The organism is Neorhizobium sp. JUb45, from assembly GCF_004343585.1.
In the GTDB taxonomy this organism is placed as follows: domain Bacteria; phylum Pseudomonadota; class Alphaproteobacteria; order Rhizobiales; family Rhizobiaceae; genus Neorhizobium.
Window position 1 is genome coordinate 100,170 of the sequence record NZ_SLYW01000001.1, and the last position, 20,491, is coordinate 120,660.

Below are 20,491 nucleotides of genomic sequence, written 5' to 3' on the forward strand. Positions count from 1 at the left end.
AATGTCACAGTTTTGCCAGATGATAAGTTTATCAGGCATGCGCCTGATGCTGATCTGACGGCCTTTGGGAGCGCTGGATGCGGAAGACAACGGCAAAAGCCTGCATAGCGGTTACAGCCATGCTGATGCTTCAGTCGGGTGTCGCGCTCTCTGCCGACAGCGCTTCAACCTCCTTCGACCGGGCGGATCTCGTTGCCCGGCCGGAGCCTCTGGTCATCGGCGTCGGCGTGCATTTCGGCATTGGTGGTGAATACAATTACGTGGCGGGAAAGACCGCCGCGCTCATCAAGGATATGGGCTTCGCCTCCTATCGTGATGATCTCGCCTGGCCGGCATTCGACCAGCCGGGCGCGAAACAGGGCAGGCCGGAGCCAAAGCAGCTTTTCGATTTCATGAAGCTGAAAGCGGCACGGCCGTTGCTGATCCTCGGCCATGGCAATCCGCAGGTGGCGGGCGGCGATCCGCCGATCACCGAGGCGGGGCGCAAAGCCTTTGCCGATTTTGCGGCGCGGGCAGCCGCTGCGGCAGAGCCGTTCGATCCGATTTATGAAATCTGGAACGAATGGAACCTGACGGCGCGTTTTTCGTTGCCGTTTTTAATCGGACCGGGAAAACCGGATGATCCGCGTGCCGCGATGCATTATGCAGCGCTCGCCAAGGCGGCCGTTCCGGCGATTGCGGAAGCTGCGCTCGGTGCACCGCTTCTGGTTGGTGCGGTCGGTGTGGACAGTGGCTGGCAGTGGACCAAGGCGGTTGTCAATGATGCTGCCATAGTGGCGCCCGCCGGGTTATCTGTGCACATGTATAATCATTGCGAGCCGGATGTGGCCAAACGCAATGCCACCGAATTGGTGGACCGGCTGGAAGACTTGCAGAAAATGCTGTCTGGGAAAGACGGCAAACAGGTACCGGTTTCGGTGACGGAATTCGGCTGGCCGACAGCCAAGCAGCCCTGCGTGATCGACGAACGGGCGCAGGCCGATAATATCGCGCAATTCCTGTTGTGGTCGGCCGCCACGCCCTGGATGAAGGGCGCCTGGGTCTATCAGTTGAAGGATCAGGGCCGCGACAAGAACGATCTGGAGGCCAATTTCGGTCTCTTCGACTACGATTACAAACCCAAGCCGGCGGCTTGCGCGGTGCGCGAAGTGATCCGTCTGGTGAAGGATGCCAAGGCTTTTCACCTGAGCCGCCCGATGCCGGATGTTTTTGTTCTGGCGATGGATGATGGCAGTGACGTGAGACTGGCAACATGGACGACACGCGCAGAAATCCGCGCGGACATGTCGATGCCGACTGCTTCTGCGGTCAAGGCGCAGGTCCTGTGCGCCGCCGAACCGGTTGCCGATGCGGCGCATTTCGAGATTGGAGCGACACCTGTTGTGGTGGAACTCGCAAAGAATACGAACATTGATTTTTCAGCAGATATTTCAATGAAGTAAAGCTTTTTTCGCCTGCGTTCGAAGCGGGTGGAGCATGATTTCGGCGGCGCAAGGCCGACCGAGCCGGTGCAAGAGCAAGCGGACGCAGTTTCGCGCTGCCGGCAGATTTACCAGGGAGGAATGCCGCGATTGTCCCCAAGGGGGCATCGTGTCCCGGCTTTGGGCCGGCAGATTTGGAGCAGCGCCGCGTGGGATGCCTTGTCGCATCCCCGGCTGATGCTCCGTGCCATTGAGGCACGTTTTCCGGTTTCGCGACGCGGAAGTGTCCGAAAAGCGATCAGTTCCAGATCGTTAAAATGCAATCCAATCCCAAAAGGGGCGATTCAGAAGTTCATGTTTCACTAAATTACCGAACGGGGATGAATGATGTCGGATAATCGTACAGTGGTAAGTGCCTCAACCTTCGTGAACTCCATTGGTATCAATACCAAGGGTTCCACCTATAGCGACGGCTACAAGAATTCGAGCCTGATCGTCGAGAGTCTCGAATATCTCGGCGTCAACAAGGTGCGGGATTCCTTTGCCGAGCACGGAAAGGCCTCGCCGGTGGTCGATGCCATGGCAGATGCCGGCATCCAGTTCGATTTCCGTGTGACCTATACGCTGCCGGGCAAGGGCGACGATGGCATCGAAGGCCATATCACCGGCCTGAAGGCATTCATGGCCAAACATCCCGGTTCGGTTATCGCCGTCGAGGGCGTCAACGAGGCCAATGTCAACAGCGTTACCTATAACGGCATGGTCGGGCTCGATGCCGCCATCGCCTTCCAGAAGGCGCTTTATACGGCAATCCGGGCCGAGCCGGAGCTGAACGGCGTCACCGTCATCAATCTCAGCCTCGCCTATGACAATCTGGCCGATTATGCCAAGCTTGGCGATCTGGGTGACTATTCCGATGCGGCGAATGCCCATACCTACACTCATACCGGCAAGGATGCGGATAGCCAGGTCGAATACACGCTGGATCTTGCCAAGGGCGCTTCTGTCGGGGACCGGCTGATCGTTACCGAGACCGGCCATACGACGCTGAAGAGCGAGCCCGGTATCGGCACCAGCGAGACGGCGCAGGCCAAGCTGCTGCTCTCCGACCTGCTGCTGTCCTATGAGAACGGTGCGTCCGAAACCTATATCTACGAACTGTTCGACAACGAGGCGAGCCGCGATCGCGGCGAGAAGGAAGTCTATTTCGGCCTGTTCGAACAGGATGGCACGCCGAAGGAAGCGGCCATCGCGCTGCACAATCTCACCACCATTCTCGGCTTCGGTGATGACGGCACGGCCGATGGCATCATCGATGTCGACTACACGCTGGCAGGCGCACCTGCCGACACCCATTCCATGCTGATGGAAAAATCCGGCGGCGTTTACGACCTTGTCGTCTGGCGCGATGCGCTGGTGTTTGACGATATCACCGACACGGATATCACCAATCCGCCGACCACGGTGACGATCAATCTCGGCCGCACCGAAAGCATCATCCGCGTCTATGATCCGATGCAGGGCCTGACGCCGATCGCGGTTTACCAGAATGTCAGCTCCTTCACGATCCCGCTCAGCGACAGTCCCCTGATCATCGAGGTCGGAGCGCCTGAGGCGGTGCATGAGCCGGTTACCACAGTCGATGCCGACCTCAGCATGACTGCTGCCGAGTTCGTGTCGCAGATGCACAAGCTCGATGATGCGCAGGGGCTGCAGACTGTGACGCTGACGGATGGCAATGTGCTTGCCGTCTCATCGGTCGAGACCATGGCCTATATGATCGCCAATTACGGGGCGTTGCTGGCCAAGGTGCAGGGCGGCTTTTCGTTCACTGTCACCTATGGCGAGGCACAGTGGACCAAGGTTCAGGAATTCGATGCGGCCGGCAACCTGACACTGACCACCGATTATGGCATCGACGGCGGCATTCCGGTCAGCAAGATCAACTATTATACGGATGGCACGCACGAGACCTGGAATTACCACATCACCGGTCAGGACTACGCGACGATCCACCAGAAGTTCGACACCAACGGCAATATCACGCTTTTGGAACGTCTGAACGCCGATGGTTCGTTCAACTACCGGGAAATCCGCTCGGCCGACGGCACCAAGGAGTACATGTATTACAACGCCGCCGGAAAACTGGTGAACGACGTGACGGTGACCACCGATGGCACCAACACGACGCTGACCTATGATCCGGCCACCGGCAATCTGATCACCAAAATGGTGAAGGAGGCCGATGGCGATATCTTCACCACGCAATATACCAATGGTGTGAGGACCGTTTACGCGGTGACCAGCCATGAGGGCTGGAAACAGCAGATCACCTATGATGCCACGACCGGCCAGATGCTGACCGATTACGTGCTGCAGTCGGACGGCAGCGCTTCGAACAAGACCTATGTCGGTGGCGTGCTGATGAAGCTCAACACCAAGAATGCCGATGGCACCTATGACAACTGGTCCTACAACATCAAGGGTCAGGCCTATGAGACCATCCACCAGAAGAACGATGCGGCCGGCAATATCACGCTGATCGAGCGCTTGCGTGCCGATGGCACCCATGAATATCGCGAGGTGCGTGCGGCGGATGGTTCCAAGGAGTTCTTCTATTACAACACCGCCGGCAAGCTGGTGACGGATGTGCAGGTGGCCTCTGACGGCACCAGCACGACGTTTACCTACAACCCCGCCACCGAGCAGGTGATTTCCAAGGTCGTCAAGGAAACCGATGGCGACGTGTTTACCTCGCAATATACCAATGGCGTGCGCACGCTGTATGCCGTCACCAGCCATGAAGGCTGGAAACAGCAGATCACCTATGACGCCAAGACCGGCGTCATTCTGGTGGATTACAAGCTCAACGCCGATGGCAGCGCGACGAACAAGACCTATGTCGGCGGCGTGCTGACCAAAATGAACAGCCAGAATGCCGATGGCACCTATGACAGCTGGAATTACAACATTACCGGCCAGACCTATGTGACCATTCACCAGAAGAGCGATGCCAACGGCAATGTCACGCTGATCGAGCGGCTGCATGCGGACGGTACCTACGACTACCGCGAAATCCGCACCGTCGATGGTGCCAAGCAGTATCTCTATTACGATACGGCAGGCCGCGTGGTGAACGACGTGCAGGTCGCGGCAGACGGCACCAACACCACGTTCAAATACGATCCGTCCAGCGGCAGCGTGATTTCTAAAATGGTGAAGGAGCCGGATGGCGACCTGTTCACCAGTACCTATGTCAACGGCGTGCGCACGCTTTACGTCGCCACCAGCCATGAGGGCTGGAAACAGACCATCACCTATGATGCCAAAACCGGCATCATGCTGACCGACTATATCGCCAATGCCGATGGCAGCGCGACGAACAAGACCTATGTCAGTGGCGTTCTGACCAAGGTGAACACCCAGAATGTCGATGGCACGCTGGACAACTGGACCTACAACATCACCGGGCAGACCTATGCGACCGTGCATCAGAAGAACGATGCAGCCGGCAACATCCTGCTGATCGAGCGGCTGCACACGAACGGTACCTATGATTACCGGGAGGTTCGCTCCACCGATGGCAGCCGCGATTACATGTATTACGACAGTGTCGGCAGGCTTCAGAACGACGTGACGGTGGCGGCGGACGGCACCAACACGACCCTGAAATATGATGTGGCGAGTGGCCACGTGATCACCAAGATGGTCAAGGAACCGGACGGCGACCTGTTCACCACCAGCTACACGGACGGCATCCGCACCGGTTACAATTACGTCGGCCATCTGGGCGACAAGCATACGACGACCTATGACAAGGCCGGCGTGATGCTGACCGACTATGTACTCCACACCGACGGCAGCGCCACCAACAAGACCTATGTCGGCGGCGAGCTGATGAAGCAGAACATCCTGAATGCCGACGGCACGATGGACAACTGGGCCTATAACGTCACCGGCAAGACCTATGTCACCGAACATCAGTCCACCGATGCGGCCGGCAAGGTTCTGCTGATCGCCCGTTTCCACGAGGACGGTTCCTACGACTACAAGGAACAGCGTTTTGCCGATGGATCGAAGGATATCAGCACCTACGATGCCAAGGGCACGCTTCTCTACAATTCGGAGATCGAGGCCGATGGTTCGCGCATCGTCCACGCCTACAAGCAGGATGGTACGGGGCAGGTGTGGAGCGACCACATGAGCGCCAGCGGCACCATCCTGTCGCGGGACATTTCCCATGCGGACGGACGCCACGACCTTTATGCCTATGCCAACGGCCAGACGCTGGATGGCGGTGCCGGCAACGACACCTTCTATTTCCGCACCACCAGTGACGGAAAGATGCTCTACGAAGGTGGCAAGGACACGGTGTTCAACTTCAACAACGATGCCAGCGGCCCGGACTACATCGATATCGACAGCAACTGGGCGGCCACGTTCGATGATCTCAACATGACGCAGCAGGGCACCGATGTGCTGATCGAGTTCAACGACCAGAACTCGATCTTGATCAAGCAATCGACCATCGCCGCCCTGCAGCAGCACCACGATTATTTCGTCTTCAGCTGATTTCCGCTGAGCCGACGACATTCGGACCCGTCGCCGCGCAAGTGGCGGCGGGTTTTCTGTTCATGATTTTTCTCCGCGCCAAGTGCGGCTTTGCCATGGGCATGTCCGGCCTTATGGTCGCTCGCAGTCACGGCGGGGGCCCCATGAGTTTTTCGAACCACGACATCATCATCGTCGGCGCCGGATTTTTCGGTGCCACCATTGCCGAACGTGTGGCAAACGAACTCGGCAAACGCGTGTTGCTGATCGACCGCCGCCGTCATATCGGCGGCAATGCCTATAGCGAAAACGACCGCGAAACCGGCATCGAGGTGCACAAATACGGCGCCCACCTTTTTCATACGCCCAACCGCACGGTGTGGGATTATCTCAACCGCTTCACCCAGTTTACCGACTACCGCCACCGGGTGTTTTCCGCCCACAAGGGCCAGGTTTATGCGATGCCGATCAATCTCGGCACGATCGGCCAGTTTTTCGGGAAACGCATGAGCCCCGACGAGGCGCGGGCGCTGGTTGCTGAACAGGCCTCCGAACTGAACGGCAGCGAGCCGCAGAACCTCGAGGAAAAGGCGATTTCGCTGATCGGCCGGCCGCTCTACGAGGCGTTTATCCGCGGCTACACTGCCAAACAGTGGCAGACCGATCCGCGCGAATTGTCGGAAAGCATCATCACCCGCCTGCCGGTGCGCTATACTTTTGACAACCGCTATTTCAATGACCCTTACGAGGGTCTGCCGGTTGATGGCTATACGGCGATTTTCGAGCGCATGCTGGGTAATCCGCTGATCGAAACCCGGCTTGGAGTCGACTATTTCGATGTGAAATCTGAAGTCCCGGAGGGCGTTCCGGTCGTCTATACCGGCCCGATCGACCGCTATTTCGATTACCGCGCCGGCGAGCTGAAATGGCGCACGGTCGATTTTGCCGAAGAGGTGCTGCCGGTCGGCGATTTTCAGGGTACGGCGGTGATGAACTATGCCGATGAGGATGTGCCCTATACGCGCATTCTAGAATTCCGCCATTTCAACCCGGAACGGAATTACCAGACGGAAAAAACCGTCATCGTGAAGGAGTTTTCGCGCTTCGCCACCCGCGCCGACGAGCCTTATTACCCGATCGACACGGCCGAAGACAAACGCACATACCTTGCCTACAAGGCGCTGGCGCAAGAGGAGAGGAACGTCATTTTCGGCGGGCGGCTCGGCACCTATCGGTATCTCGACATGCATCAGGCCATCGCTTCGGCGCTGAAATCCTTCGAAAACGAGGTCAGGCCGGCGCTGACATGAGTGCATCTGCGGAAGCGTTCATTCGCGACAATTTGCGGATTGAACCGGCGCGGCTGATACCGGAAATTTCTCTCTACACCGCCCATCCCGGCAGCGGCTTGAGCCAGCTTATCGGCGATGCGGATGCGCCGCCTTACTGGGCCTATGGCTGGGCCGGCGGCACCGTTCTGGCGCGGCATGTTCTGGATCAGCCGGAGTTGGTGCGGGGCAGACGTGTCCTCGATCTCGGCTGCGGTTCCGGCGTGGTGGGTATTGCGGCTGCAAAAGCCGGTGCTGGGCAGGTGTTGGCTGCCGACATCGATGCCAACGCCGTGGCCGCAACCCGGCTCAATGCGGTGCTGAACGGTGTGATGATCGACATTGCGGAGGGTGACCTGATTGGTGGCCCGTTGCCGGGTGTCGATGTCGTTCTGGTTGGTGATCTGTTTTACGACCGCGAGACGGCGGCAAGGGTTCTGCCGTGGTTGCAGGCCTGCGCTGCGGCCGGGATCGCTGTGCTGATCGGCGATCCTTTTCGGGCGCATCTGCCGGAAGACAGTCTGCAACTTGTCGCCGATTACGAGGTGCCGGATTTCGGTTCGGGTGCCGGTGGCAGGGCAGGGGTGTTCAGCCTGTCCTGAGCGGCGGGGAGATCGGGTATGATAAAAGACCCCGCCCCAAACCTGACCGGGGCGAGCCACGAGTCTCGCCCGTCCTTCGGACCCCCACAAGGGGGAGGGGCTTAACCCGGGCGCTCTGCTGTGGCTCAATTGGGGCAGGCGTTTGCCGCAAGTTTTCTCCCCCCTTGTGGGGGAGATGGCCGGCAGGCCAGAGAGGGACTTTCTTCATATGCGATAGCCCCGCCCTGAATATCATCAGGCCTTGGCTTTCGCCTTCTGCCAATAGGCGCTGATGCTCATCTGCTTGCGGTCGTGGCCGCGGCTTTTCAGGAAATCGCGGATGGCGCGGGCCTCGGTCTTTTCGCAGCCGCCCCAGATATAGGTGCCTTCCGGTGCCGTCTCTGCTGCTTCCTTCACGCGGGCTTCGAGCAGCCGCATCGTGCCGGCCTTGCCGCCATTGCGGTGCAGCCAGGTGATGTCGAGCGTGGCCGGTGAGACGAGGTCCTGTTCTTCCGCCGGATTGTCGATCTCGATAAAGGCGCGGATGGCGGAGGTTTTTGGTGCTTCGGCGACCATGCGGCAGATGGCGGGCAGGGCCGCCTCGTCGCCGGCCAGAATGATCGAGCGGGCATGCGCCACGCCATCTCCACCCGGCCCCATGATGCCGATCACGTCACCCGGCTTGGCGGAAACGGCGAATTCAGCGCCCGGCATCGGCTCGCCATCGCTTTCATGCAGCACGAAATCGATATCCAGCTGGCCGCGTTCGCGATCGACGCTGCGGATCGTGTAGATACGCACGGCGATATCCTTTTCATCCGGCCATGCCACTCGGCCATCCGGGCGCATGCCCGGCCATGCAGGCTCGCCGTCATGCTGCGGGATCAGCAGGCGCACATGCAGGCCGACGCCGATGAACTGTTCGACATTGCGGCAGGAGACGGTGACGCGGCGCATATGCGGGGTAATGTCGGCAGTGGATACCACGGTCGCCTCGCGAAAACTCGGCAGCGCATCCGGGTTCGGTTCTTCCGCCCAGGTCAGTTCCAGCGGCTCGTCACCGGCGAATTCGAACAGGTGTTCGGCGATCATGCTGCGCGCCGACACGATGAATTTTTGGGCCGGGCAATCGATTTCGATAGCGAGCTTGTTGCCGACGATGTCGATATCGGCATTGCCGATGATGGTGATCAGCTTTGCGCCGCCTTCGCGGCGAACGACGTCGGCATGTTCGACAAAATGTTCGCAGATCTCATCCAGCATGCGCTGGGGATCGGCTGGAATGGCGGTGCCGGAGAGAGTGAAGCGTTCAGCCATCATCATGGACGTAAGTCCTTTCGGTTAAAAGCAAAACAGATGCGGGCGGCGATTGCAGGCGCCTCAGAGAAGATAGCTGACCGGCTCCTGGCGAACCGGATGCATGAAGACGCCCATGTCGATGCCAAAAATTTCCTGCAGCATGTCGGCGCGGACGATATCGGACGGTTTTCCGCGCGCGACGATACGGCCATTGCCGAGCGCCACCATGCGATCACAGTAGCGGGCGGCGAGGTTGATATCGTGCAGCACGACGATCACCGTGAGGTCACGTTCATGGCAGAGATCGTGGACCAGCGACAGGACGCTTGCCTGATGCGAGAGATCGAGCGCCGAGGTTGGTTCATCGAGCAGGATGCAGCGGGCATCCTGTGCCAGCATCATGGCGATCCAGGCGCGCTGGCGTTCACCGCCGGACATGCTGTCCACCAGTCTGTCTTCGAAGCGGACGAGATCGGTGCGCTCCAGCGCTTCATCCACCTTGGCGCGGTCGGCATCGGTGAAGCGGCCGAGCGTGCCGTGCCAGGGAAAACGGCCGAGCGCCACCAGTTCGCGCACCGTCATGCCATCCGTCTGCGGCGTGAACTGCGGCATGTAGGCGAGGTGACGGGCAAAGGCCCTGGTGCCCCATTCGCCCGAGGCCTTGCCGTCCCACAAAATGTTGCCGCCGGTCGCGCCGATCTGGCGGGCGATGATTTTCAGAAGCGTGCTCTTGCCCGATCCATTCGGCCCGACAAGGCCGTAGACATGGCCCGGCTCCAGCGACAGGTCGATATCGTGCAGGATATCCTTGCCGGTTGCCGAATAGTTGATGCCGGAAAGGGATAGGAACGTCTGGGCCACGCGAAAACTCCGATCGGATACGGAAAGGGGCGGAAGGATGATTTCCTTCCGCCCCCGGTTTCCTGCAAAACCTTTCCGCTAATGTCAACTTACCAAGTCTTGCTCAGCTTGAAAGTGATGGTGCGGGCGTCGCCGTAACCGCATGCGCCGTTGGTGCGGCAGGATTCCACATAGGTCTTGTCAAACAGGTTGGTGACGTTAAGCGATGCGGCCCAACCGTCCTTTTTGTAGCGGATAGCCGCATCGAAAATGGTCGAATCCGGCACCTGCAAGGTATTGAGTTCGTCAGCCCAGGACTGGCCCTTGTGACGCACGCCTGCACCAAGGCCGAGGCCTTCAAATGCACCTTCCGTCACGCTGTAATCCACCCACATCGAGGCCATGTAATCCGGCACGACATAGGGCGTCTTGCCGATGAGGTTCGGGTTGGGGTCGTTTCTGGTGACTTCCACATCATTGTAGCTGAAGGAGCCGAGAAGCTTCCAGTTTTCAGTGATATTGACCTTGCCTTCAAGCTCGAAGCCCTTCGATTCCACTTCGCCGAGCTGGTCGGTAAACGGTGCGACGGGGATCGATACCGAATTGTTCTTCTTGTTGATGTGGAAGACCGAAGCGGTGAACGATGCATCCATGAAGGTCGGATCGTATTTGATACCGGCTTCGTACTGTTCACCTTCTTCCGGCTTGAGCGGGCCCTGGGCACCACGGCCAACCAGCGGGTTGAAGAAGGTTGCGGCGCTGACATAGGGCGTCACGCCGTTGTCGAATTCATAGGCCAGACCTGCGCGGCCGCTCAAGGCGCCGTCGGACTCCTTGAAGCTGCCGGCCGGGGAGAGCTTGTTGTCAAAGTCGGTATGGACATAGTCGTAGCGGCCGTTCAGCGTGACCAGCCAGCCGTCGCCGAAGCGAATCTGATCCTGAGCGTAGAAGCCCACCTGATTCATCGTGACGTTTTCATTGTAGAGCGCGCCGGGCGTCGGCTGTGTCTGACCGTAATTCGGGTTCAGGACATCAAGATTGCCATTGTACGGCTGGGCCGGAAAACCGGCGCCGAAGACGGAGTTCTGAACATTATCGATCTTGTAGAGGCGATAATCGACACCGGCCATGATCTTGTGCGTTGCGCCGCCGAGGTCGAATTCGTTCTCGATGCGGTTATCCCAGGCCAGCGTATCGGCAGACGTATCGCCGGTGAAGCCGATGCGCTGCAGCTCGGTTGGGCCGGCCCACAGATACGGGTAGATGAGGTGCTCGTATTTATCGAGATGGCCATAACGTGCGTTCGAGGAGACCTTCCAGCCGCCTTCGAATTCGTGCTCGAACTCATAGCCGATCATCTGCTGGTCATAACGGCCCTTGTCGAGGTCCGGTTCACCGGGGAAGAACTTGCGGGAAATCTTGCCGACGCCGGGGCGATCGACGACCGTGCCTTCGTAAGGCAGGAAGCCGTTGCCCGTGTGAACCTGATCGAGGCCGCCAGCATAGGCCCAGATCGTGAATTTCGTGGCGTCATCGGGCGCGATGGTCAGCTGCGGCATGATGAAGCCGCGTAGATCGTTGGTGAAATCGGTGTAACCGTTGCCACCGGCAATCTTACCGGTCAAGCGATAGGTCATCGTCTCGCTAGCGCCGACCTTGTCGGAAATATCAAAGCCGGTAAAGGCGTTGCCGTTCGTGTTGATGCCGGCCTCGGTGTAGTAGTAGGGCTCATCCGTCGGGCGCTTGCGGACCATGTCGACGATGCCGCCAGCATTGGCGCCACCGTAAAGCACAGATGCCGGACCTTTGAGGATGTCGACCCGCTCAAGCATAAACGGATCGACCTGGAAGTTTCCGAAGCCGTAAGCAAAGAGATTGAGACCGTCGAGATAAACGCCCGTCTGGCTCGCATCGAAGCCGCGGATGTAATACCAATCGGTATCCGGGTCGGTGCCAAACGTCTGGGTGGCAACGCCGGCCGTGTAGCGCAGCGCCTCATCGACCTTGTTCACAACGCCTCGGTCCTCAAGCTCTTGACGGCCGACAACCGAAACCGCCTGCGGAACCTCATTCAACGGCGTATCCGTCTTGGAACCGGCCGTTGTCTGCTTGGCCACATAACCTTTCACCGGACCGGTGCCCGTTCCATTGCCCTGACCTTCAACCACGATGGTCTGCAACTGCGTTGCATCCTGTGATGCAGCCGGCCACGCCGCCATGATCGCGATTGCCGCGGCCGAGGCCTTCATGCCCATGTTCAAAAACTTCGAATGCTTACGCATTTGCACCCCTTAACGCCCCATTTACTGCATATAAGTTGAGGAATTAACTCAAATTAGGATTTGCGGATTGCCGCTATCGGGGAAAATTGAAGCTTCTTGGGCAAATTTGAACGTTATGGGCAAATGCCTGCAAGGTGTTGCCAAAAGGGCAGATGTTCGCCAGCTCAAGCGGTCTGCGTCCGTTTCCAACGGGCCGGGGTCGTGCCGAAATGCTGTCGGAAGGCGCGGGTGAAATGCGCCTGATCGGCAAAGCCGGTTTCGGCGGCGATTGTTGTCAGCGGCTGGCTGGAACCGGTCAGCAAGGCCTTTGCCTTGTCAAGCCGCGCCTTCATCTGCCATTGATGCGGCGCCATGCCGGTCGAAACCTTGAACGAGTGGCTGAAATGCGATTGCGACAGGCCGGTCAGCTCGGCCAGTTCCTCAAGGCGGATATTGCGCAGGCAATGGGCGTCGATGAATTCGGTGGCGCGGCGCAGTTGCCAAGGTGCCAGCGCGCTGCGCTTGCGGGTATTGGCTTTCTCGATCTTCAACGCGGAAATGATCAGCGCTAGGCACAGGCTGTCGCCATACAGATCGTGTAGTGGTGTCGGATTTGCAATTTCCGCGGTGATCAGTTCGGCCAGCGACATGATGCCGGGATGGGCAAACAGCAGGTTGGGGTGATTAAGGCGATCAGGGTCGATTTCGTCCATCAACCGGCGGCCTATACCGGTCGCATCGAAATGAAGGTCGAGATGGCGAAGGCGCTGCACGCCCTCGATATCCACCCATAGTTCCATATCGGCGGGAACGTAGGAGATCGGGCTGGTGCTTCTGTCCTGGCGGCCCCCGCCATCCGTAGGGGACCGTTTGACCGTCGGGCAACCCTTGCCGCTATGATCGAGGACGATAAACAGGCGCGGATCCCGAGCGACATAATGTCCACCGGCATAGGAGCCGCATTCGACATCCCAGAGGTCCGCAACAATGCCGTTCCAGGCACGGCGATGCAGGCTGCCGACGGCAAAGCCCTCGATCCTGTTCTGCATCCGTGGCTGGAATGTCATGAAAGCCCCCGGCCAATCTCATTAAACCTTCCCATATTTATCAAGTATTGCTTGGATTAGCAATTGCCGGGTGGTCGCAGACCTTTGGTCTGGCGCTGTTCAGATGCTATCGCCCACCATTTCGCGGCGGCGCAGTTCCAGTTCTTCCGAATAGCGGCGCAAAGTGTGGCTTTCGGTGAGAAGCCCGACCACCTTGCGCTCGATCAGATTGTCGATCACGGCGAGCGCTTCGCTCTGGCTCTTTTCGAATATGCCCGCTGCCTGCTTGGCGTTCATCTGGGTCTGCAGCACGTCGTTCTTGAAACGGATGTATTTTTCTAGGCTGTCATCGTGATCGTCGGCATCGGTCAGCGCGTTGTGGACTTCCGGCACCAGAACCATGCCGGCATATTTGCCGGTGTCGTCGACAATGATCACCCGCTGGGTGGCGCCGAGCGGAAAGTCGCGGCGGAAATCGCCGAGCGACATGGTTGCCAGCGCCGTCTTGACGTCGGAGCGCATCATGCGGCCAACGGTGAGGTTGCGGATCCAGCCGACATCGTGGGCGCTGCGAATGCTTTCGCCGCGCAGGTGAAAGCGCCATGTGGCGAATGAGTAGCCGAATGTGGTGCGCACGATCAGCGACGAGGTGATGACGGCGGCGAGCACCAGTGCGGTGATGGGAAAGTCGCCGGTCAGTTCCAGTGCCAGAAACGTCATGGTCAACGGGCCGCCGATGATGGCGACGGCCAGCGCGCTCATTCCGACAATGGCAAGTACGACGGGGGCGAGCAGGACAAGGCCGATCGCTGCGGTGGAAAAGGCGAAGATTTTGCCCAGCAGCGCGCCCAGAAACAGCGAGGCGAAAAACAGGCCGCCACGGAAACCGGCGCCGATGGAAATGGCCGAGGTCGCCGCCTTCATCAGGAAAATGGCGATCAGCATGGGAAGTGCTACATCATGCGCCAGGTTGAGATGCAGCGCGCCATGGCCGCCGGACATGACCTGCGGGCTGATCATCGCGAACAGGCCGACGACGATGCCGCCAAGCGTTGGGCGGATCCAGGCGGGGATGGAGCTTTTGCGGGAAAGCTCCTCGATGGTGGCGACGCCTTTCATGAGGACGATGCCGACGCCAGCGCAGCAGGCACCGAGGATGATGGCGGGCACGAAATCACCGGGCGAAACGCTCTGCAGCATGCCCATTTCGACGATGAAACTGATGTCGATGAACTGGCGGGCGACCAGCGTGGCGACCAGTGCTGAAACGACGACGGGCGCGAGCGAGGCGGTGGTGTAGGAGCCGATGACCAGCTCGAAGGCGTAGAATGCGCCGGTCAGCGGTGCGTTGAAGGCGGCGGAAATGGCGCCGGCGGCACCGCAGCCGACGAGGATGCGCATATCGGCGCGACGAAGGGAAAGCTTGTTGCCGATCTTGGAGGCGAAACCGGCGGCGAGCTGGGTGTAACCGGCCTCAAGGCCGACGGATGCGCCAAAACCGTTGGAAACGAGGTTCTGGTAGACGATGATAAAACTGTCGGTGAGCGACAGCTTTCCGCCGTGCAGGGCATTGGCCTCGATCGGGTCGACCATCGGGCGTTTGCGGAAACGGGCCAGAACCAGAATGGTGATGCCCAGAATGATGCCGCCGACGATAGGTGCAGACAGAAGCAGGATCGTGTCGCCGACCTCGGATGAACTCAGCCTTTCACCATCCGCAATGCCAAAAATGCGCTGGTGCATGGCGGCAGCCGCAAGGTTCATGGCGGTGACGACAAGACCGGATATGACGCCGATGGCGGCGGCGATGACGATGATGCCCCATTCGTTGCGGCGCACGAGAATGCGCAGGTCGAGGCCGGCCAGATATCGCCAAAGGATCCGCAACCGCAGGGACGCCCTATCCGAAATGCCCGTATTTCGTGGAGAAGTCTGTTCCTGACCCGGTGCCGGGATTTCGGAATCTACCTGTGGCTGGGGCGGCGGCGTCATTACGGTAACCTGGGGCTATGCCCATTGGATGCGAATACGGATGTGCGGCGGGATAAGGCAGGACTTAGGCGGTCAATGCCATTTTCAAGCCCGTTGCCACTCTCTCTAGCCAAGTAAATGTGGCGAAAGATCAACGAAGCCGCCGCTGCGACCGATGCTGTCGCAGATGGGATGCCTGTTCCGCGATGCCGCGTTTCGTCGCCGCGCACGGAAAGGGAGGATTGACAGACCGGTCGCTTGGGTTATTCTGTTATAAAAATGCACATAACATAATAATGGAACACAAAAACCGGGAGCCTATCATGAGACTGAAGCTCGCATTCCTTGTTGCCACGGCGCTGATCGCTGCGCCTACTCTTACTTTCGCCCAGGAAAAGGGTGGCGTCATCAATGTCGCGACAATCGGCGAACCGCCGACGCTCGATCCGATGGCCTCGACCGCCGATCTGGTCGGCATCGTCACCCAGCACATTTTTGAAACGCTCTACACGTTCGACAAGGGCTGGAAAACCACGCCGCTTCTGGCCGAAAGCCTGCCGGAAATCAGCGCCGATGGCAAAACCTACACGATCAAGCTGCGCTCGGGCATCAAGTTTCATGACGGTTCCGACATGGCGTCGGACGATGTCGTCGCCTCGCTGAACCGCTGGGTAAAGGTTGCCTCGCGCGGTAAGCAGGCGGCCTCCTTCCTCGACAAGATCGAGGCGACCGATGCCTCGACCGTCAAGATCACGCTGAAGCAGCCTTATGCGCCGCTCGTGTCGCTGCTGGCCTTCAACAATTCGGCGGCGATCATTCTGCCTGCGGAAAAGCAGGACGAACCGATGAAGGAATTCATCGGCACCGGTCCCTACATGCTGAAGGAACGCAAGGCCGACCAGTATATCCAGCTTGCCCGTTTCGACGGCTACAAGTCGCGCGGCGGTGACGCCGATGGCTACGGTGGCGCGCGTCACCAGTATCTCGACGAGATCCGTTTCGTGCCGGTGCCGGACGCCAATACCCGCGTCGAGGCCGCCGTTTCCGGCCAGTACGACTATATCGATCAGTTGCCGGTCGAATCCTTTGCCAAGGTGGAAGGCGCCTCGACCGTCGAACCGGTCGTGCTGAAGCCGTTCGGTTATCCGGTTTTCGTGTTCAACACGGCGGAAGGTGTCGCCAAGGATGTCGCCATGCGCAAGGCGATCCGTCAGGCGCTGAGCATGGAAGACATGCTGGCAGCCGCTTTCGGCAGCACTGATTTCTACACGCTCGACGGCAATATCTATCCGAAGAATTTTGTCTGGAGCACCGATGCCGGTGTCGAGGGCAATTACAATGTCGCCGATCCGGAAGGCGCCAAGGAAGCTGCCAAGGCTGCCGGTTACGACGGCGAAAAGCCGATCCGCATTCTCACCAGCCGCCAGTACGAGTTCCATTACAAGATGGCGCAGGTGGCGGCCGAATATCTGAAGCTCGCCGGCTTCAAGGTCGACATGCAGGTGGTGGACTGGGCAACACTCACCCAGCGCCGCGCCGACAAGGGCCTTTGGGATATTTATATCACCCACAGTCCGTTCCTACCGGAACCGGCGCTGATCGGCTCGCTGGCGCCAAGCTCGCCGGGCTGGTGGGATACGCCTTTGCGCAAGCAGACGGTAGAGGCCTTCTCTGCCGAAGCCGATCCGGCCAAGCGTCTGGCGCTGTGGGCCGATGTGCAGAAGGCCATGTATGAGGAAATCCCCTACATGAAGATCGGTGATTTCAACGCCGTCGCCGCCAAGAAGAAGACGGTCGAAGGTGTCGAGGCTGCTCCGTGGCCCTACTTCTGGAATGCTTCGATCAAGAAGTGATCCTTTTCGAGGAGGCCGGATGCTGCCCATGAGGGCGGCTCCGGTTTCGAGAATGTGCCTCCTGAGGGGCATGGGAAGAAAGCTCTATGATCCGTTATATTCTCCAGCGCCTGGCCGGCATGATCGTCGTGATGTTTCTCGTCGTGACCATCGTTTTCGTCATCGTGCGCGTCACGCCGGGTGATCCGGCTGCCGTCATGCTCGGGCCCGATGCGTCGGCCGCCGATATTGCCGACCTGCGCACACGATTGGGCCTCGACCAGTCTCTGGCCGTTCAATACTTTTATTATATCGGCCAGATGCTGAAGGGCGATCTCGGCCAGTCGATCTTTCTCAATATGCCGGTGACTTCGGCCTTGCTGGACCGCGCCGAACCGACGTTTTTCCTCACCATTTTTTCGCTGGCGATCGCCACGATCATCGCGCTGCCGATCGGCATCTATGCCGCCTATCGCCGTGGCTCGTTTGTGGATCAGGCGGCGACGACAATCGCCATGCTGGCGGCGAGCATTCCCAGCTTCTGGCTCGGCCTGATCCTGATGCAGTTTTTTGCCGTGCGGCTGAACATCTTTCCGGTCTCCGGTTATGGTGGGCCGGGCTCGAGTTTCATGGATCGCATGTATCATCTGACCTTGCCGGCCTTTGCGCTCGGCATCGTCTCATCGGCGCTTATCCTGCGCTTTACCCGTGCCTCGATGCTTGACGTGCTGGGTGATGATTACATCCGCACCGCCCGCGCCAAGGGGCTGGTGGAGCGCCGGGTCATCATGAAACATGCGCTCAAAAACGCGCTGATCCCGATCCTCACCGTCATCGGCCTTACCGCTGCCGTGCTGATTTCAGGCGCGGTCGTCACCGAGACCGTGTTCGGCCTGCCCGGTGTCGGCAGCCTCGTGGTCTCGGCCGTGCTGCGGCGTGATTATCCGGTCATTCAGGGAGCGCTGCTGGTTATCGCCGCGCTCTATGTTCTCATCAACTTCGCGATCGATATGCTCTATCTGCTGATCGATCCCCGCGTGCGTTATTAAGGGGGCGACGGATGACGGATATCGCTGTTACCGAGACCAAACCCGCCGAGAGCGAAGGCTCGAAATTTTTCAAGCGGTTCATCAAACGCAAGACGGTGGCTTTCGGCCTGATCGTGCTGGTCATCTTCGTGACGCTGGCCGTGCTGGCGCCGTGGATCGCGCCTTACTCGCCCTCAAAGCTGTCGATCGTCAACCGGCTGAAGCCGCCGAGCGAGCTGTTCTGGTTCGGCACCGATGAATTCGGCCGCGATGTGTTTTCCCGCACGATCTATTCGGCGCGGCTGTCGCTGCTGATCGGTGCGTCCGTGGTGGTCCTGTCGGCGGCCATCGGCGTGACGCTCGGCCTGCTGGCCGGTTTCTTCCAGAAGCTCGACACGCCGATTGCCCGCCTGATCGATGCGATGATGGCCTTTCCGGACATCCTGCTCGCTATCGCGCTGGTGGCCGCTTTGGGTCCGTCGCTGACGACGGTGATCGTGGCTTTGTCGATCGTCTATTCGCCGCGTCTGGCCCGCATCGTGCGCGCTTCGACGCTGGTGATCCGTGAACTTCCTTATGTAGAAGCGGCGCAGGCGCTCGGCATCTCGACCTTCCACATCATGACGCGGCATGTGCTGCGCAATCTGTTGTCGCCCATCCTCGTTCAGGCCACCTTCCTGTTTGCCAGCGCCATGCTGGCGGAAGCCGGCCTGTCGTTTCTGGGGCTTGGCGTCAGCCCTGAAATTCCGACCTGGGGAACCATGATCGCCGCCGGCCGCCAATATATCGGGCAGGCCGACTGGATGACCTATTTCCCCGGCTTTGCCATCATTCTTTCCGTGCTCTCGCTGCAGATGGTCGGCGACGGGTTGCGGGACATGCTCGATCCAAGACTGCGAAGGGACCTTTGATATGACCGGTGAAAACAACACACCGCTCCTCCTCACCAACGTCAAGCCGATGGCTTTTGGCGCGACTGCACAGACTGGCACGACCGACATTCTCGTCGGCGGTGACGGCAAGATTGCCGCCATCGGTCCGTCGATTGCAGCGCCGGCCGATGCCCGCCGCGTTGACGGCAAGGGCGCCTGGGTTTCTCCGGGCTGGGTCGATCTGCACGTGCATATCTGGCATGGCGGCACCGATATCTCGATCCGTCCGTCCGAATGCGGCGCCGAGCGCGGCGTCACCACGCTGGTCGACGCCGGTTCCGCCGGTGAAGCCAACTTTCACGGTTTTCGCGAATATATCATCGAGCCGTCGAAGGAACGCGTCAAAGCCTTCCTCAATCTCGGTTCGATCGGCCTCGTGGCCTGCAACCGCGTTGCCGAGTTGCGCGATATCCGTGATATCGACCTCGACCGCATCATCGAATGCTACGCCGAAAACAGCGAGCATATCGTCGGCCTGAAGGTGCGTGCCAGCCACGTCATCACCGGTTCCTGGGGCGTGACGCCGGTCAAGCTTGGCAAGAAGATCGCCAAGATCCTCAAAATTCCGATGATGGTGCATGTCGGCGAACCACCGGCGCTTTATGACGAGGTTCTCGAAATCCTCGGCCCCGGCGACGTCGTCACCCATTGCTTCAACGGCAAGGCCGGTTCTTCCATCATGGAAGACGAAGACCTGTTCAACCTGGCTGAGCGCTGCGCCTCGGAAGGCGTGCGCCTCGATATCGGCCATGGCGGCGCGTCCTTCTCGTTCAAGGTTGCGGAAGCCGCGATCGCACGCGGCCTGCTGCCGCATTCGATCTCGACCGACCTGCATGGCCATTCCATGAATTTTCCGGTCTGGGATCTGGCAACGACGATGTCGAAACTGCTGTCGGTCGGCATGCCGTTCGACAAGGTGGTCAATGCGGTTACGCATGCGCCGGCCGAAGTCATCAAGCTCGACATGGAAAACCGCCTGTCGGTTGGCCAGCGAGCCGATTTCACCGTGTTCGACGTGGTCGATTCCGATCTGGAAGCCACCGATTCGAACGGCGATGTTTCGCAACTGCGCCAGCTGTTCGAGCCGCGTTATTCGGTCATCGGCTCGGAAGCGATCACCGCCAGCCGCTATATCCCGCGGGCGCGTAAACTCGTGCGCCACAGCCATGGTTATTCCTACCGTTGAGGCGGTGGGAATGCAGATAAAAGCAAGTCCCTCTCTGGCCTGCCGGCCATCTCCCCCACAAGGGGGGGAGAATACTCGTGGCACCCATCTCGATTGGGTTGCAGCGGATCGGCTGGGTTAAGCCCTCCCCCTTGTGGGGAGGGTGGGGAGGGGTCTTTTTCAGCCCTGCCGCTGAGGCAGACGATATCGCATGACCCGCATTGCATGACACAGGA

General features: G+C 59.4%; 13 protein-coding genes. 8 read left to right on the forward strand and 5 right to left on the reverse strand.

What is annotated here, in order from left to right:
* Positions 1-77: 77 nt before the first annotated feature.
* The 4 genes from EDF70_RS00390 (at position 78) to EDF70_RS00405 (ending at position 7,902) form a co-directional block, all read left to right on the forward strand.
* Complete coding sequence (locus tag EDF70_RS00390) at positions 78-1,442, forward strand: hypothetical protein (protein ID WP_132271286.1); 1,365 nt, start codon at positions 78-80, stop codon at positions 1,440-1,442.
* Between the two features lie 384 nt (positions 1,443-1,826).
* Positions 1,827-5,993, forward strand: coding sequence for a hypothetical protein (locus EDF70_RS00395; protein ID WP_132271287.1), 4,167 nt, complete (start codon positions 1,827-1,829; stop codon positions 5,991-5,993).
* 143 nt (positions 5,994-6,136) lie between these two features.
* A complete protein-coding gene (glf, locus tag EDF70_RS00400; RefSeq protein ID WP_207908206.1) occupies positions 6,137-7,282 on the forward strand; it encodes a UDP-galactopyranose mutase in 1,146 nt (381 codons plus the stop codon).
* On the forward strand, positions 7,279-7,902 hold the full coding sequence (locus EDF70_RS00405) for a 50S ribosomal protein L11 methyltransferase (RefSeq protein ID WP_132271288.1): 624 nt from the start codon (positions 7,279-7,281) through the stop codon (positions 7,900-7,902). Before glf ends, EDF70_RS00405 begins: the two co-directional genes overlap by 4 nt.
* A gap of 234 nt (positions 7,903-8,136) precedes the next feature.
* Here the strand turns inward: EDF70_RS00405 and EDF70_RS00410 are convergent, their stop codons facing one another.
* From EDF70_RS00410 to EDF70_RS00430, 5 genes are all read right to left on the reverse strand, one after another.
* Complete coding sequence (locus tag EDF70_RS00410; protein WP_245518974.1) at positions 8,137-9,204, reverse strand: siderophore-interacting protein; 1,068 nt, start codon at positions 9,202-9,204, stop codon at positions 8,137-8,139.
* Between the two features lie 57 nt (positions 9,205-9,261).
* Positions 9,262-10,041 carry an ATP-binding cassette domain-containing protein gene (locus tag EDF70_RS00415; protein WP_132271289.1) on the reverse strand — a complete coding sequence of 260 codons (780 nt, stop codon included), beginning with the start codon at positions 10,039-10,041 and terminating at the stop codon, positions 9,262-9,264.
* Positions 10,042-10,130: 89 nt separating this feature from the next.
* Complete coding sequence (locus EDF70_RS00420; RefSeq protein ID WP_132271290.1) at positions 10,131-12,302, reverse strand: TonB-dependent siderophore receptor; 2,172 nt, start codon at positions 12,300-12,302, stop codon at positions 10,131-10,133.
* Between the two features lie 164 nt (positions 12,303-12,466).
* Positions 12,467-13,348, reverse strand: a complete 882-nt coding sequence (locus tag EDF70_RS00425; RefSeq protein ID WP_132271291.1) for an AraC family transcriptional regulator — start codon at positions 13,346-13,348, stop codon at positions 12,467-12,469.
* A gap of 99 nt (positions 13,349-13,447) precedes the next feature.
* Positions 13,448-15,319 carry a chloride channel protein gene (locus EDF70_RS00430; protein WP_132271292.1) on the reverse strand — a complete coding sequence of 624 codons (1,872 nt, stop codon included), beginning with the start codon at positions 15,317-15,319 and terminating at the stop codon, positions 13,448-13,450.
* A gap of 302 nt (positions 15,320-15,621) precedes the next feature.
* On the opposite strand from EDF70_RS00430, the gene EDF70_RS00435 reads away from it, so the two are divergent.
* From EDF70_RS00435 to EDF70_RS00450, 4 genes are all read left to right on the forward strand, one after another.
* Positions 15,622-17,151 carry an ABC transporter substrate-binding protein gene (locus tag EDF70_RS00435; RefSeq protein WP_132271293.1) on the forward strand — a complete coding sequence of 510 codons (1,530 nt, stop codon included), beginning with the start codon at positions 15,622-15,624 and terminating at the stop codon, positions 17,149-17,151.
* A gap of 86 nt (positions 17,152-17,237) precedes the next feature.
* The gene (locus EDF70_RS00440; protein ID WP_165931907.1) at positions 17,238-18,179 is read left to right on the forward strand and encodes an ABC transporter permease; all 942 of its coding nucleotides are present in this window, start codon (positions 17,238-17,240) and stop codon (positions 18,177-18,179) included.
* Positions 18,180-18,190: 11 nt separating this feature from the next.
* Complete coding sequence (locus EDF70_RS00445; protein ID WP_132271294.1) at positions 18,191-19,069, forward strand: ABC transporter permease; 879 nt, start codon at positions 18,191-18,193, stop codon at positions 19,067-19,069.
* A 1-nt stretch (position 19,070) separates the two neighbouring features.
* A complete protein-coding gene (locus EDF70_RS00450) occupies positions 19,071-20,276 on the forward strand; it encodes an amidohydrolase/deacetylase family metallohydrolase (protein ID WP_132271295.1) in 1,206 nt (401 codons plus the stop codon).
* Positions 20,277-20,491: the final 215 nt, after the last annotated feature.